Origin of the sequence: Halomonas sp. JS92-SW72, from assembly GCF_003547075.1 — a bacterium.
GTDB lineage: Bacteria > Pseudomonadota > Gammaproteobacteria > Pseudomonadales > Halomonadaceae > Halomonas > Halomonas alkalicola.
In genome coordinates, this window is the sequence record NZ_CP032147.1 from 490,725 (window position 1) to 503,262 (window position 12,538).

Sequence of the window (12,538 nt, forward strand, 5' to 3'; positions counted from 1 at the left end):
TTTATAGTCGACGAGTCTAAACAAGGCTCCACCTGTCGGGAGCCGTGTTCCACAGTGAGCCGCCGACAGGCCGCTCTGGCAGTGATACCGGTTGCCGGCACCACTGCCACAGCGATGACTCCCCCGAAGGCTGGCGCCCGCTGGCGCCGCCGGGGCGCGGCTCCGGTCAGAGGTCACCGCTGGAATGGACGTCACCTCGTCGTGCCGCGCCCTGTGTGTTGTCGTGTCGCTGGCCCTGCTGGCCGGCTGTGCCTCCACTCCTCGCGATGTCGCCTCCCGCGACGCCGAGGAGCCCTACTTCGCCCGTCAGCTGCCCGGGATATCCGGCGACTGGGGGCTGGCCATGTCGCCGGTGGACAATCCGATTCTGGAGGCGCGCGCCCTCGGCAATCCCCCGCCCGCCCTGATCCAGCAGGCGCTGCTGGCCCAGCATGAGCGCTGGGTCGGTACGCCCTACCGCATTGGCGGCACCTCCTCCAGCGGGATCGACTGCTCGGCGCTGGTTCAGAGCGTCTTCGAGGAGACCTTCCGCGTCTCCCTGCCGCGCACCACCGGCGAGCAGGTCCACCAGGGGGCGCCGGTCGAACGCAGCGAACTGGTGCCCGGTGACCTGGTCTTCTTCCGCCCGCCGGGCCGCTATGACCACGTCGGCATCTACCTGGGCGAGGGGCGCTTCCTGCATGCCTCCACCTCCCGGGGGGTGATGATCTCCGAACTCGACAACCGCTACTGGCAGCGCTACTACTGGCAGGCCCGTCGCACTCTGGAGCCCACCACCCTGGCCCAGCGTGTGATGGTCGGCGACCAGGGCTGAATCGCGCCGCGGTCGCGGCGAGCCGGCGACCGTCGCCGCCCGTGGGCCGGCCCGCTGCTCCCATGACCGCAGGCGTTCACGCCATGATCCAGATTCGAACCCGTGCCTGGTGGCGCGCTACCCTGGCTCTCAGCCTGGGTTCCTTCCTCGTCTTCATCAATCTCTACGCCCCTCAGCCGCTGCTGCCGGAGCTGCGCGAGGCCTATGGGGTCTCCACCCTGGCCGTGGGGCTGGTGATGTCGGTCGCGACCCTTGCCCTGGCGGCCTCGCTGCTGGTCTTCGGTCCGCTGTCGGACGCCATCGGTCGCGCGGCCATCATGCGCCTGACGCTGCTGGCGGCCGGCGCGCTGTCGCTGGGTCTGTCACTGGCACCCAGCTTCGAGGTGCTGCTGGTGCTGCGCGGGCTGCAGGGCTTCGTGCTGGGCGGGCTGCCGGCGGTGGCCATCGCCTGGATGGGGGACGAGTTCGAGCCTTCGGCGATGCTGCCGGCGATTGGCCTCTATATCGGTGCCAACTCCCTGGGCGGGATCAGCGGCCGCCTGGTGGGCGGGGCCGTGGGGGAGGTGGCCGGCAGTTCCGCCAGCTTCCTGGCGGTAGGCGTGATCACACTGGTGGGGCTGGTGGTGTTCTGGAAGCTGCTGCCGGCGGCCAGGGGCTTCGTGCCACGCCGTTTCGAGCTGCGCGGCGCAGCGCGAGATCTCGCCGGGCACCTGCGTAACCCGTTGCTGCTGGCCGCCTACCTGCTGGGCGGGCTCAACTTCCTGATCTTCATCAACCAGTACAGCTACCTGACCTTCCGCCTGGCCCAGGCGCCCTTCGAGCTGGGGCCGAGCGTGCTGGGGCTGGTCTTCCTGACCTATCTGGGGGGCACCCTGGGCTCATCGCTCTCCGGCCGGCTGGCGCGGCGCCTGACACCGCCAGCCTGCATGATGCTGGGCATCCTGATCCTCATGGGTGGGACCCTGGTGACCCTGGCGGGGTCGCTGGCGCTGATCGTGCTCGGCCTGACCATCAACGCCTTTGGTTTCTTCCTGGCCCACGCCATGGCCTCGAGCTGGGTGGGACGCCATGCCGGACAGGCCAGGGGCAGCGCCTCGGCGCTCTATCTGGTCTTCTACTACAGCGGCGCCAGTCTGGGGGCCTTCTGGCTGGAACCCTTCTGGCAGGTCGGGGCCTGGCCCGGGGTCGCGCTGGCCTCCTGGTTGGTGCTGGGCGTCACCCTGGCGATTGCCGCCTGGCTGTGGCGACGACAGCGCCCATGAAAAACCCCTGCCGATGGCAGGGGGCGAAGAGAGGGGAGCGGCCTGATGGGTGACGCCTTGTCACTCCTCGTGGGCGGTCTCCTCGCGGTTCTCGCCGGCGCGGACTTCGGCCCAGGCCTCTTCCAGGGTGCAGCTCAGGCGGGAGTCGAGGGTGTCGACCACTTCGAGAGCGTGCTGGAGGGACTGTCGGTCGCCCTTCAGGGCAACCACCAGCCTGGCCAGGTCCTGCTTGCTGAAGCTGTCGGCGATACGCTCGGCCTGTTCGCTCAGTTCGGTGGCGTTCATGGTCTCTTCCTCGTGTCAGGTCATCACGGCGCTGGTCAATGCCGTCTGCGGGGAGTCGGGATGGCGGCACACCCTCCTGATCCATGATGTCACTATGGTCCAGGCCCTTTTTTGCCGCAATGCATCATTGGGTGAACCCCCGGTTGTAGCTCGACTACATGGCGCTCCGCCCGGTAGGCCGGGCAGGGGACTTTCACATTCCTTGAGCGATTTCGGGCTAGAATGAGCCGCACATAGACGGCCTGCGCTGGTCAAAGCGTTACAGACTGGCATAGAATCCCGTTAGCAAACACTGTTCACTAATCTGGCCATTCCTCTCCGGGCGTCCCGGAGCCAGCTCCCACATGACGGGGACCGGCAGCCTTTCTTCAGGAGGTTTTTCATGAAGCGACTTCTTCCCATCCTTGCCATCGGCGCCCTGACCCTGGCCGGCTGTGCCAACACCTCGACGATGGGCGGCAACGTCTACCGTGGCAGCCAGGCCGGCACCGCCCAGACCGTGACCTTCGGCACCATCGAGGCCGTCCGCCAGGTGCAGATCCAGGCCGACAGCCGCGCCGGGGGCATCGTGGGCACCGGCGGTGGTGCCGTAGTCGGTGGCCTGCTGGGCCGCCAGGTAGGTGGCGGCAGCGGACGCGACCTGGCGACTGCCGCCGGTGTGATCGGTGGCGCCGTGGCCGGTTCGCGCATCGAGGAGGCCACCAACCGCGTCAACGCCCTGGAGATGGAGATCCGTCGCGATGACGGCCAGCGCGTGGTGATCGTCCAGAAGGCCGACCAGCGTTTCCAGACCGGCCAGCGCGTCCGCCTGATCGGCAGCGGTGCCAACGTGACCGTAGCTCCCTACTGAGCCCCGCGCCGCGCCGCGACGCCTGGCCCGGTTACGGGTTAACCGGGGCCGGGCATAGCGCAGCGCTGAAAGCAGAAGGCCCGCGGAGAGATCCGCGGGCCTTCTGCTACTCGGTGATCAAGCGCTGCCGCTCCGGCAGCGCTGCTGTCTCAGTGCAGGTCGACCTTGTTCATCGCCCAGCTAGCGAGCTTCCAGCCGACGAGGCCGATGATCACGGCCAGCACCACGGTCAGCAGGATGTCCACCGGGCGCACCAAGACGGTGGCCCCCAGGATGGCAAGCGAAAGCCCCCAGAGGGTGCGATTGTCGCCGCGGCTCTTGAGCAGCGAAGGCAGCACGCGGTCCAGCGCCGGACTCACGCTGTCCCAGCGCTTGAAGGTGAAGAAGAGAATCGCTCCGAAAGCGATCAGCCAGAGCACTACTTGGGTCATGGACAGATCTCCAGACAAGGGGTGAAAGGCGGGTCATCAAAAGGGTGCGAGCTAGGTTAGCCGTGGCTGCACTCGGGCGCAACCGTCCATAGGTCAACCCTGGGGGCGTGCCATTTACCGGCGGCGGCCGGCTATCGGCCGGGTGCGTGAACACCTTTCAGGATGCCGTTTGCGATCCTGAAATTCCGCCATGCCCCTGACAGCCCCCCTCGCCCCGCGTTACCATGCCGGGACATGCACTCACCGAAAGGTTCATTAATGCAGATTGCGCAGAACTCCGTTGTCGCGTTCCACTACACCCTGACCAACGACTCAGGTGAGGTGCTGGACAGTTCAGAAGGCCGCGAGCCGCTGACCTACCTGCATGGCGCCGGCAACATCATTCCGGGCCTCGAGAAGGAACTGGAAGGCCGCCAGGCGGGAGATACCCTCAACGCCGTGGTGTCACCGGCCGAAGGCTATGGCGAGAAGCAGGAGCAACTGGTGCAGGAAGTACCCCGCGATGCCTTCCAGGGCGTCGAGGGCATCGAGCCGGGCATGCAGTTCCAGGCCCAGACCCAGGGTGGTCCGCTGATGGTCACCGTGACCAAGGTCGAGGGTGACACCGTCACCGTCGATGGCAACCACCCGCTGGCCGGCCAGACCCTGAATTTCGCCGTCGAGATCGCCTCGGTGCGCGAGGCCAGCCAGGAAGAGATCGAGCACGGCCACGTGCACGGTGAGGGCGGTCACCAGCACTGAGCGGTGTCCGACAGCCGACGCGGCGAGCGCCGCACGCAACAGAAGGGGCAGCCACGGGCTGCCCCTTCTGTTTGCGGTAGTGACGGCCTTGCCAGCCTGGCGAACAGGCACAAAAAAGGGGAGGCAGCTGCCTCCCCAAGTTCCAGTTTTACCGCAGTGCCATGATCAACCGATCCGCGATCAGCCGAACTGGTTCATGGTGTTGTCCTTGCCACCGGCCTTCAGTGCGGCCTCGCCGTGGAAGAACTCCTTGTGGTCGTCCCCGATGTTGGAGCCGGCCATGTCCTGGTGCTTGACGGTGGCGATACCCTGGCGGATCTCGCGGCGCTGCACGCCCTCCACGTAGGCCAGCATGCCCTCGTCGCCGAAGTAACCCTTGGCCAGGTTGTCGGTGGAGAGAGCCGCCGTGTGGTAGGTCGGCAGGGTGATCAGGTGGTGGAAGATGCCCGCCTCGCGAGAGGAGTCGCGCTGGAAGTTGCGCGTCCACTCGTCGGCCAGCTGGGCCAGCTCGGTGGCATCGTACTCCGGGCTCATCAGCTTGGCGCGGTCGTAGGCGGAGACATCCTTGCCTTCCTTCTCCCAGGCGTCGAACACCTGCTGGCGGAAGTTGAGGGTCCAGTTGAAGGAGGGCGAGTTGTTGTAGACCAGCTTGGCGTCCGGCACCACCTGGCGGATGCGGTTGACCATGCCGGCGATCTGGCCGACGTGGGGCTTCTCGGTCTCGATCCAGATCAGATCGGCGCCGTTCTGCAGGCTGGTGATGCAGTCCAGCACCACGCGGTCCTCGCCGGTGCCCGGCTTGAACTGGAAGAGGCCGGAAGCGAGACGCTTGAGCTTCTTCAGCTTGCCTTCGGACTTGATCACCACGTCGCCGTTGTCGATCTGGTCGGCGCTGTCGATGTAGTCGCCGTCGAGGAAGCTGTTGTACTGGTCGCCCAGGTCGCCCGGCGCGTTGGTCACGGCGATCTTCTGGGTCAGGCCGGCGCCCAGGGAGTCGGTACGGGCGACGATGACGCCATCGTCAACGCCCAGCTCCAGGAAGGCGTAGCGCACGGCGTTGATCTTGGCCAGGAAGTCCTCGTGGGGCACGGTGACCTTGCCATCCTGGTGGCCGCACTGCTTCTCGTCGGAGACCTGGTTCTCGATCTGGATGCAGCAGGCACCCGCCTCGATCATCTGCTTGGCCAGCAGGTAGGTGGCCTCGGCGTTGCCGAAACCGGCATCGATGTCGGCGATGATCGGCACCACGTGGGTCTCGTGGTTGTCGATCTGCTTCACCAGCTCGGCGGCCTTGGCGCTGTCGCCGGCCTGCTTGGCCTCTTCCAGGGCGCGGAACAGGTGGTTCAGTTCCCAGGCGTCGGCCTGGCGCAGGAAGGTGTAGAGCTCACCGATCAGGCCGGAGACGGCGGTCTTCTCGTGCATGGACTGGTCGGGCAGCGGGCCGAACTCGGAGCGCAGGGCGGCGACCATCCAGCCGGAGAGGTAGAGGTAGCGACGCTTGGTGGTGCCGAAGTGCTTCTTGATGGAGATCAGCTTCTGCTGGCCGATGAAGCCGTGCCAGCAGCCCAGGGACTGGGTGTACTGAGCGGTGTCGGCGTCGTAGGCCGCCATGTCTTCCCGCATGATCTTGGCGGTGTACTTGGCGATGTCCAGGCCAGTCTTGAAGCGGTTCTGGGCACGCATGCGGGCGGCGCTCTCGGGGCTGATGTCCGCCCACTTGCCTTGCATGGCTTCACGCAGCTGGGACAGCGCCTTGATATCGTCCTGGTATGACATGGTGTCATCCTCTCCTGGTCTGGTCGTTGGCTTGCCGGTGTCGCTTATGCTGCACCTGCGAAGTGGAGTCAGGTTCGTTCATCGCCGCCGGCTTGTCTCTGCGGCCTTGGTCGAACCCGGGCGAATTTGAAACGAATGTATGAAGGCGCTCGCGGGGCCGGTGTCAAACAGTCGTTTCGTCGTCCGCCATGGCAAGCACTATGGCCCATGGCCATGGGCTTCAACAATGGGCTCTTTGGGGAAGAAGGCGTTGTAACTCGACTACAAGCAGGGCCGAAATGGCCCCGCTTGTGTAGTCAATTTTCGTTTGAAAGGTGGTTAGCCGGCTCAGGAATCGGCCAGCGGAAGGCGCATATTGCGGTGCAAGATGCCGGCGTCGATGAATTCGTCACCGAAGGGCATGAAGCCCAGTCGCGCATAGAAGGCGAGGGCGTGGGTCTGGGCGGCGAGCTCCACGGCGGGGTGGCCGTCGCGGCGGGCGGCCTCGATGGCCGCCGCCATCAGCGCCGCGCCGATCCCTGAGCCGCGGGCCCTGGCGAGCACCGCTACCCGGCCGATATGGGCGTCGGGCAGCAGGCGGGCGGTGCCCACCGGGAGCCCCTCCAGCAGGGCGAGGAAGTGGCGGCACTCGGGATCGCGGCCGTCCCACTCCTCCTCGAGGGGGACGCGCTGCTCCTCGATGAAGACCATCCGGCGGATCTCGGTGGCCTCGGCGCCCAGCGCCTCCCAGCTCCCCTCGCGAATCTCCAGCGCTTTCGTCATCGCTCACCTCTCGCCTTTCTCTTGCTCGGGGCTGATCCGCTGGCGGGCCGGCTACTCCTCGAACTCGCCGTCCCAGGCCAGGCTGCCGGCATCCAGCAGGGCGGTCAGCAGCTCGGCGGCGCCGGGCAGGGCCAGCGCCTCGGCATCCAGCGGAACCTCGGAGGCCACCAGCTGTGCCAGCGCGAGGGCGCACTCGACGCCGTCGCCGTCGGCGAACAGGGTGGCACGCTCGTCGTCCAGGGCCCGCCAGGCGAAGCGCGAACCGGGGCTGCGCACGAGCATCTCGCCTTCCTGTAGTGCCGCAACAAGCGCGGCGGGGTCGGTGGGGGTGTCGCTGGCCACCAGCTGGTCGACGTACTTGGGCTGGGTCATTACCCGGCCGAACCACTGGGCCAGCTGGGCCGGGTCGTCGAGGGTCTCGAGGATCAGGGCGCGCATGCGCGCGATGGCGGCATCGTCCAGCTCGGCCGGGTCCCCGAGCGGGGCCATGCCGGCGTCGGAGTAGCGCCTCGAGGCCGGCAGCTGCTCGCCCAGGAAGTCGGCGAAGGAGGTGATCGCCTCGTCGGCGGAGGGCGCGCGGAAGCCCACCGAGAGGGTCAGGCAGTCGTCGGACTGGCTGACGCCGTGGTGGGCCCAGCCGGGCGGCAGGTAGAGCATGTCGCCGGGCGCAAGCACCCAGTCGTCGTCGTCCTCCACCTCGAAGTGCTCGAGGATGCGCAGGTCGATGCCGGTGATGATCGGGGCGTCGTCACCCACTCGGCCGCCCAGCTGCCATCGACGCTGCCCGCTGCCCTGGAGCAGGAAGACATCGTACTGGTCGACGTGGGGGCCGACGCTGCCGCCCGGGGGAGCGTAGCTGATCATGATGTCGTCGAGCCGCCAGCGGGGCAGGAAGTCGAAGGTCTCGAGCAGCTCGGCCACCTCGGGCACATAGTGATCCACGGCTTGCACCAGCAGGGTCCAGTCCCGCTCGGGCAGCCGGGCGAAGGTGCGCTCATCGAAGGGGCCGTGGCTGACCTGCCAGGGGCCAGCCTTGCCGTGCTCCTCCACCAGGCGGGCCTCGACGCCCTCCTCGCAGGCCAGGCCCGCCAGCTCGTCGGGGGTAAGCGGGCACTCGAAGTCGGGAAAGGCGCCGCGGATCAGCAGCGGCTTCTGCTGCCAGAAGTCGCCCAGGAACTCGGCGGCGGTCAGGCCGCCGAGCATGGCCAGCGGGGTATCCGCAGAAGCGCTCACAGCCGGCGCGCCTGGGCCTCGGCGTTGCCGATGTAGGTCGCCGGGCTCAGCGCCTTGAGCTCGACCTTGACCTCGGCGGGCAGCGCCAGGGTGTCGATGAAGGCTTTGAGCCCGTCCTGGTCGATGCGCTTGCCGCGGGTCAGCTCCTTGAGCTTCTCGTAGGGCTTCTCGATGCCGTAGCGGCGCATCACCGTCTGGATCGGCTCGGCGAGCACCTCCCAGCTGGCGTCGAGGTCCTCGGCGATGCGAACCGGGTTGGCCTCGAGCTTGCCGATGCCCTTGAGGGAGGCCTCATAGGCGATCAGGCCGTAGGCCAGGCCGACGCCCAGGTTGCGCAGCACCGTGGAGTCGGTGAGATCCCGCTGCCAGCGGGAGATCGGCAGCTTCTGGGCCAGGTGGCCGAGGATGGCGTTGGAAAGCCCCAGGTTGCCCTCGGAGTTCTCGAAGTCGATGGGGTTGACCTTGTGGGGCATGGTCGAGGAGCCGATCTCGCCCTCGACGGTCTTCTGCTTGAAGTAGCCCAGCGAGATGTAGCCCCAGACGTCGCGATCGAAGTCGATCAGGATGGTGTTGAAGCGGCAGATGGCGTCGAACAGCTCGGCGATGTAGTCGTGGGGCTCGATCTGGGTGGTGTAGGGGTTGAAGGTCAGCCCCAGCCCCTCGACGAAGGTGCGGGCGTTGCCCTCCCAGTCCACCTCCGGGTAGGTGGCCAGGTGGGCGTTGTAGTTGCCCACCGCGCCGTTGATCTTGCCGAGGATCTCGACGCCCTCGATCTGGGCGAGCTGGCGGCGCAGGCGATAGGCGACGTTGGCCATCTCCTTGCCCAGGGTGGTGGGGCTCGCCGTCTGGCCGTGGGTGCGCGACAGCATCGGCAGCGCGGCATGCTCCTGGGCCAGCTTGGCGATCTCGTCGGCCACCCGCTGCATCACCGGCAGCAGGCTCTTGAGGCCGTCGGTGAGCATCACGCCGTGGGAGAGGTTGTTGATGTCCTCGCTGGTGCAGGCGAAGTGCACGAACTCGGTGATGGCGTGCAGCTCCGGCTGGCCGGCGATCTTCTCCTTGAGGAAGTACTCCACCGCCTTGACGTCGTGGTTGGTGGTGCGCTCGATCTCCTTGATGCGCTCGGCGTCCTCCAGCGAGAAGTCGCGGATCAGCGCCTCCAGGAAGGCGGTGGCCTCGGCGGAGAGGGGCGGCACCTCGGTGACCCCGGCCAGTTCGGCCAGGCGCTGGAGCCAGCGAACCTCGACGATCACGCGGGCGCGGATCAGGCCGAACTCGCTGAAGTGCTCGCGCAGGCTGACGGCCTTGCTGCCGTAGCGGCCGTCGACGGGAGAGAGGGCGGTAAGGGCGGAGAGGGGAAGCGAAGAGTGCGACAGGGCGTGCATGGTTCGGGTTCCGGGTCGATGAGCGTTGGAGTGTCGGGCTGGGTAAGGGGTCAGGAAAGCTGGTCCAGGGCCCTCTTCAGGGCGCCGCGCTGGAAGACCAGCTTCCAGCGTCGGCCACCCTGCTGGTGCCAGAGCAGGGCGAAGCGGATGCCGCCGAGCAGGCAGGCCCGCACCCGCTCGGGCATCATCCGGCTCTGCAGCAGCGAGGGGTCGCCCTGCACCACGATGCGGGTCTTGAGGGTGGAGAGCGTCTCCTGGTAGGCCTCGCCGAGGCTGGCGATGACGTTCTCGTGGGTCTCGCCGAAGTGCTCGGCCTGCCCCTGGATGCGCACCAGCCGGCTGCCCAGCTCGCCCAGCATGGCGTCGTTCTTGCGCACCTGGTTCATCAGCAGCAGCAGGGTGAAGCCGTAGCGCAGCACCACCGGGTTGGCCTGCTTGCGGCCCACCACGGCCTCGAGCACCTCGAGGCCGCGGCGCAGGTTGTTGGGATGGCCGCCGTAGATCGCCTCGAAGCTCTCGGGGTTGGTGTCGAGGGTGGCGCGGATCAGGGTGTCCCAGCTACGCGGGTCGACCTGGCCGGTGCGGGCCAGTTCATCGACCAGGCTGGCGGACTGGAAGACCCCCGCCAGGGCCAGGGCCTGGCGGGTGACGGGGTCGTCGGGGACGCGGTGGATCGGGGTCGAGGCGGTCATGGGGCAGGCTCCTCGGCGTTCCAGGTGTCACGGATCACCCCACCGCCCAGGCAGATTTCGCCATCGTACAGCACCAGCGACTGGCCGGGGGTGACGGCCCGCTGGGGATCAATGAAGCGCACCTCGACGCCGCCATCCGCCAGGGTGCGCATGCGGCAGGGCACGTCGCTCTGGCGATAGCGGGTCTTGGCGGTGAAGCGCCCCTCGGCGGCGGGCGCCTCGCCGGCCACCCAGTCCATGGCCTCGGTGGCCAGGCTGTCGGTGTAGAGCAGCGGGTGGTGCTTGCCCTGCACGGCGATCAGCACGTTGCGCTCGAGATCCTTGGCGGCCACGTACCAGGGGGCCTCCGGGTGATTGGCGAGCCCGCCGATGCCCAGGCCCTGGCGCTGACCCAGGGTGTAGTACATCAGCCCCATGTGCTCACCGATCGCCTCGCCCTCGGGGGTCTCGATCACCCCGGGCTGGGCCGGCAGGTACTGCTTGAGGAAGTCGCGGAAGCGCCGCTCGCCGATGAAGCAGATGCCGGTCGAATCCTTCTTCCTGGCGGTCACCAGATCGTGGCGCTCGGCGATGGCGCGCACCTCGGGTTTCTCCAGTTCGCCCACCGGGAAGAGGGTGCGGGCGATGGCGGCCTCGGGCACGGCGTGCAGGAAGTAGCTCTGGTCCTTGTTGGCGTCGAGCCCCTTGAGCAGCCGCGGCCGCAGCAGGCCGTCCGTCGGGCCGCGGCGCTCGCCCTGGCGAACATAGTGGCCGGTGGCGATCTTCTCGGCGCCGAGCATCTCGGCATACTCCAGGAACACCTTGAACTTGATCTCGCGGTTGCAGAGGATGTCCGGGTTCGGCGTTCGCCCGGCCTTGTACTCGGCCAGGAAGTGCTCGAAGACGTTGTCCCAGTACTCGGCGGCGAAGTTGGCGGTGTGCAGCCGGATGCCGAGCCTGTCGCAGACGGCCTCGGCGTCCGCCAGGTCGGCCTTGGCGGTGCAGTATTCGGTGCCGTCGTCCTCGTCCCAGTTCTTCATGAACAGGCCTTCGACCTGATAGCCCTGCTCGAGCAGCAGCAGGGCAGAGACGGAGGAGTCGACGCCGCCGGACATGCCGACGATCACCTTGCCTGGGGTGGCGGTCATGGGCGCCCTCGGAGTCGGTGTGACATAAATGGGGCAAGATTATACATGATCTGAGCGCCGGGCGCGGCTCACTCAGCGTTCGTGGATGACGTCCATGGGGTAGAAGCGCCCGGCCTGGGCGTCGCGGATGCGACGCAGCACCAGCGGACTTCTCAGGCGACCCTCGCGATCCAGGGCCTCGATCTCCTCGAGGGTCAGCCAGTGCACGGCTCGGATCGCCGGGTCCAGCTCGCTGCCCAGGTGGGCCAGCGCCATGCCGAAGAAGGCGTGGCTGTGGAAGGTCTTGCCATCCGGCGCCCGGTAGACATACATCCCCAGGTAGTCGCTGACGCCGACCCGCCAGGCGGTCTCCTCGGCCACCTCGCGCAGAGCGGCGTCGAGGATCTGCTCGTCCGGTTCCAGGTGGCCGGCGGGCTGGTTGAAGAGGGTGGCGGGGCCGCCGCGGTCCTCCTCCACCATCAGGAAGGCGCCGGCGCGCTCCACAACGCAGGCCACGGTCACGTAGGGCTGCCAGCGACTCATCGCCTGCCGCCTCGCGTGGCGGGCTTGCGGCGCGGGGCGCGGCCCTGGCTCGGCCGGTCACGGCGCGACGGGGTCGGTGCATGCAGGGTCTCGCGGCGCCACTCCCCGGGGGCCAGGCCGTCGAGGCGCCAGGGGCCGATGGCCACGCGCACCAGGCGCAGGGTGGGGTGGCCGACGTGGGCGGTCATCCGCCGGACCTGGCGGTTGCGCCCCTCGCTGATGGTGATCTCCAGCCAGGTGGTCACCGGGTGGCGCCTGGGGTCCAGCGGCGGGTCGCGCTCGGGCAGGCCGCTCGCCTCCAGGCGGCGCACCTTGGCCGGCTTCGTCATGCCGTCGCCGAGCGCGACGCCCTGGCGCAGCGCCTGCAGGGCGGCGTCATCGGGCTTGCCCTCCACCTGGACGCGGTAGGTCTTGGGCTGCTTGTGGCGCGGGTGGCTGATGCGGTGGATCAGCTCGCCGTCGTCGGAGAGCAGCAGCAGCCCCTCGGAGTCGTGGTCGAGGCGCCCGGCCGGGTAGATGCCGGGTACATCGATGACGTCGGCAAGGGTCGCGCGACGTTCGCCGTCCTCGCCGGCCCGGTCGGTGAACTGGGACAGCATGCGGTAGGGCTTGTGCAGCAGGTAGAGGGTGCTCATGGGGCAAGCTTACCGGCAAGTGC

Annotated in this window: 14 protein-coding genes; 4 read left to right on the forward strand and 10 right to left on the reverse strand. The window is 67.9% G+C overall.

Annotated features, from left to right (window positions below; translation table 11 throughout):
* Positions 1 to 184: 184 nt before the first annotated feature.
* Together D1793_RS02360 and D1793_RS02365 are read left to right on the forward strand one after the other, a co-directional pair.
* Complete coding sequence (locus tag D1793_RS02360; RefSeq protein ID WP_119020713.1) at positions 185 to 814, forward strand: NlpC/P60 family protein; 630 nt, start codon at positions 185 to 187, stop codon at positions 812 to 814.
* 83 nt (positions 815 to 897) lie between these two features.
* Positions 898 to 2,076, forward strand: a complete 1,179-nt coding sequence (locus D1793_RS02365; RefSeq protein WP_110068242.1) for an MFS transporter — start codon at positions 898 to 900, stop codon at positions 2,074 to 2,076.
* A gap of 60 nt (positions 2,077 to 2,136) precedes the next feature.
* Here D1793_RS02365 and D1793_RS02370 read toward each other — a convergent pair whose 3' ends face one another.
* Complete coding sequence (locus D1793_RS02370; RefSeq protein ID WP_110068241.1) at positions 2,137 to 2,361, reverse strand: hypothetical protein; 225 nt, start codon at positions 2,359 to 2,361, stop codon at positions 2,137 to 2,139.
* Between the two features lie 382 nt (positions 2,362 to 2,743).
* Here D1793_RS02370 and D1793_RS02375 point away from each other — a divergent pair, with 382 nt between their 5' ends.
* The gene (locus D1793_RS02375) at positions 2,744 to 3,211 is read left to right on the forward strand and encodes a glycine zipper 2TM domain-containing protein (RefSeq protein ID WP_119020714.1); all 468 of its coding nucleotides are present in this window, start codon (positions 2,744 to 2,746) and stop codon (positions 3,209 to 3,211) included.
* A gap of 149 nt (positions 3,212 to 3,360) precedes the next feature.
* Here the strand turns inward: D1793_RS02375 and D1793_RS02380 are convergent, their stop codons facing one another.
* A complete protein-coding gene (locus D1793_RS02380; RefSeq protein ID WP_119020715.1) occupies positions 3,361 to 3,642 on the reverse strand; it encodes a hypothetical protein in 282 nt (93 codons plus the stop codon).
* A 258-nt stretch (positions 3,643 to 3,900) separates the two neighbouring features.
* On the opposite strand from D1793_RS02380, the gene D1793_RS02385 reads away from it, so the two are divergent.
* On the forward strand, positions 3,901 to 4,383 hold the full coding sequence (locus D1793_RS02385; protein ID WP_119020716.1) for a peptidylprolyl isomerase: 483 nt from the start codon (positions 3,901 to 3,903) through the stop codon (positions 4,381 to 4,383).
* Positions 4,384 to 4,563: 180 nt separating this feature from the next.
* Here D1793_RS02385 and D1793_RS02390 read toward each other — a convergent pair whose 3' ends face one another.
* The 8 genes from D1793_RS02390 to D1793_RS02425 form a co-directional block, all read right to left on the reverse strand.
* Positions 4,564 to 6,159, reverse strand: a complete 1,596-nt coding sequence (locus tag D1793_RS02390) for an isocitrate lyase (protein ID WP_119020717.1) — start codon at positions 6,157 to 6,159, stop codon at positions 4,564 to 4,566.
* Positions 6,160 to 6,486: 327 nt separating this feature from the next.
* Entirely contained in the window at positions 6,487 to 6,921 is a 435-nt protein-coding gene (locus tag D1793_RS02395; protein WP_119020718.1) for a GNAT family N-acetyltransferase, read from the reverse strand.
* Positions 6,922 to 6,972: 51 nt separating this feature from the next.
* On the reverse strand, positions 6,973 to 8,124 hold the full coding sequence (locus D1793_RS02400; protein WP_119020719.1) for a cupin domain-containing protein: 1,152 nt from the start codon (positions 8,122 to 8,124) through the stop codon (positions 6,973 to 6,975).
* Positions 8,125 to 8,150: 26 nt separating this feature from the next.
* Positions 8,151 to 9,539 carry an adenylosuccinate lyase gene (purB, locus tag D1793_RS02405; protein WP_119020720.1) on the reverse strand — a complete coding sequence of 463 codons (1,389 nt, stop codon included), beginning with the start codon at positions 9,537 to 9,539 and terminating at the stop codon, positions 8,151 to 8,153.
* Between the two features lie 50 nt (positions 9,540 to 9,589).
* Positions 9,590 to 10,231, reverse strand: a complete 642-nt coding sequence (gene hflD / locus D1793_RS02410) for a high frequency lysogenization protein HflD (RefSeq protein WP_119020721.1) — start codon at positions 10,229 to 10,231, stop codon at positions 9,590 to 9,592.
* Positions 10,228 to 11,358, reverse strand: coding sequence for a tRNA 2-thiouridine(34) synthase MnmA (gene mnmA, locus D1793_RS02415; protein WP_119020722.1), 1,131 nt, complete (start codon positions 11,356 to 11,358; stop codon positions 10,228 to 10,230). Before mnmA ends, hflD begins: the two co-directional genes overlap by 4 nt.
* Before the next feature lie 72 nt (positions 11,359 to 11,430).
* On the reverse strand, positions 11,431 to 11,880 hold the full coding sequence (locus D1793_RS02420; protein ID WP_119020723.1) for an NUDIX hydrolase: 450 nt from the start codon (positions 11,878 to 11,880) through the stop codon (positions 11,431 to 11,433).
* A complete protein-coding gene (locus tag D1793_RS02425) occupies positions 11,877 to 12,515 on the reverse strand; it encodes a pseudouridine synthase (protein ID WP_119020724.1) in 639 nt (212 codons plus the stop codon). Before D1793_RS02425 ends, D1793_RS02420 begins: the two co-directional genes overlap by 4 nt.
* Between the last annotated feature and the right edge of the window lie 23 nt (positions 12,516 to 12,538).

Bases quoted from the DNA above. Each gene is read 5' to 3' on its own strand.
- D1793_RS02420 (WP_119020723.1), bottom strand. From the start codon at position 11,880: ATGAGTCGCTGGCAGCCCTACGTGACCGTGGCCTGCGTTGTGGAGCGC.
- D1793_RS02385 (WP_119020716.1), top strand. From the start codon at position 3,901: ATGCAGATTGCGCAGAACTCCGTTGTCGCGTTCCACTACACCCTGACC.
- hflD (WP_119020721.1), bottom strand. From the start codon at position 10,231: ATGACCGCCTCGACCCCGATCCACCGCGTCCCCGACGACCCCGTCACC.
- D1793_RS02370 (WP_110068241.1), bottom strand. From the start codon at position 2,361: ATGAACGCCACCGAACTGAGCGAACAGGCCGAGCGTATCGCCGACAGC.
- D1793_RS02390 (WP_119020717.1), bottom strand. From the start codon at position 6,159: ATGTCATACCAGGACGATATCAAGGCGCTGTCCCAGCTGCGTGAAGCC.
- mnmA (WP_119020722.1), bottom strand. From the start codon at position 11,358: ATGACCGCCACCCCAGGCAAGGTGATCGTCGGCATGTCCGGCGGCGTC.
- D1793_RS02400 (WP_119020719.1), bottom strand. From the start codon at position 8,124: ATGCTCGGCGGCCTGACCGCCGCCGAGTTCCTGGGCGACTTCTGGCAG.
- D1793_RS02360 (WP_119020713.1), top strand. From the start codon at position 185: ATGGACGTCACCTCGTCGTGCCGCGCCCTGTGTGTTGTCGTGTCGCTG.
- D1793_RS02395 (WP_119020718.1), bottom strand. From the start codon at position 6,921: ATGACGAAAGCGCTGGAGATTCGCGAGGGGAGCTGGGAGGCGCTGGGC.
- D1793_RS02380 (WP_119020715.1), bottom strand. From the start codon at position 3,642: ATGACCCAAGTAGTGCTCTGGCTGATCGCTTTCGGAGCGATTCTCTTC.
- D1793_RS02375 (WP_119020714.1), top strand. From the start codon at position 2,744: ATGAAGCGACTTCTTCCCATCCTTGCCATCGGCGCCCTGACCCTGGCC.
- purB (WP_119020720.1), bottom strand. From the start codon at position 9,539: ATGCACGCCCTGTCGCACTCTTCGCTTCCCCTCTCCGCCCTTACCGCC.
- D1793_RS02425 (WP_119020724.1), bottom strand. From the start codon at position 12,515: ATGAGCACCCTCTACCTGCTGCACAAGCCCTACCGCATGCTGTCCCAG.
- D1793_RS02365 (WP_110068242.1), top strand. From the start codon at position 898: ATGATCCAGATTCGAACCCGTGCCTGGTGGCGCGCTACCCTGGCTCTC.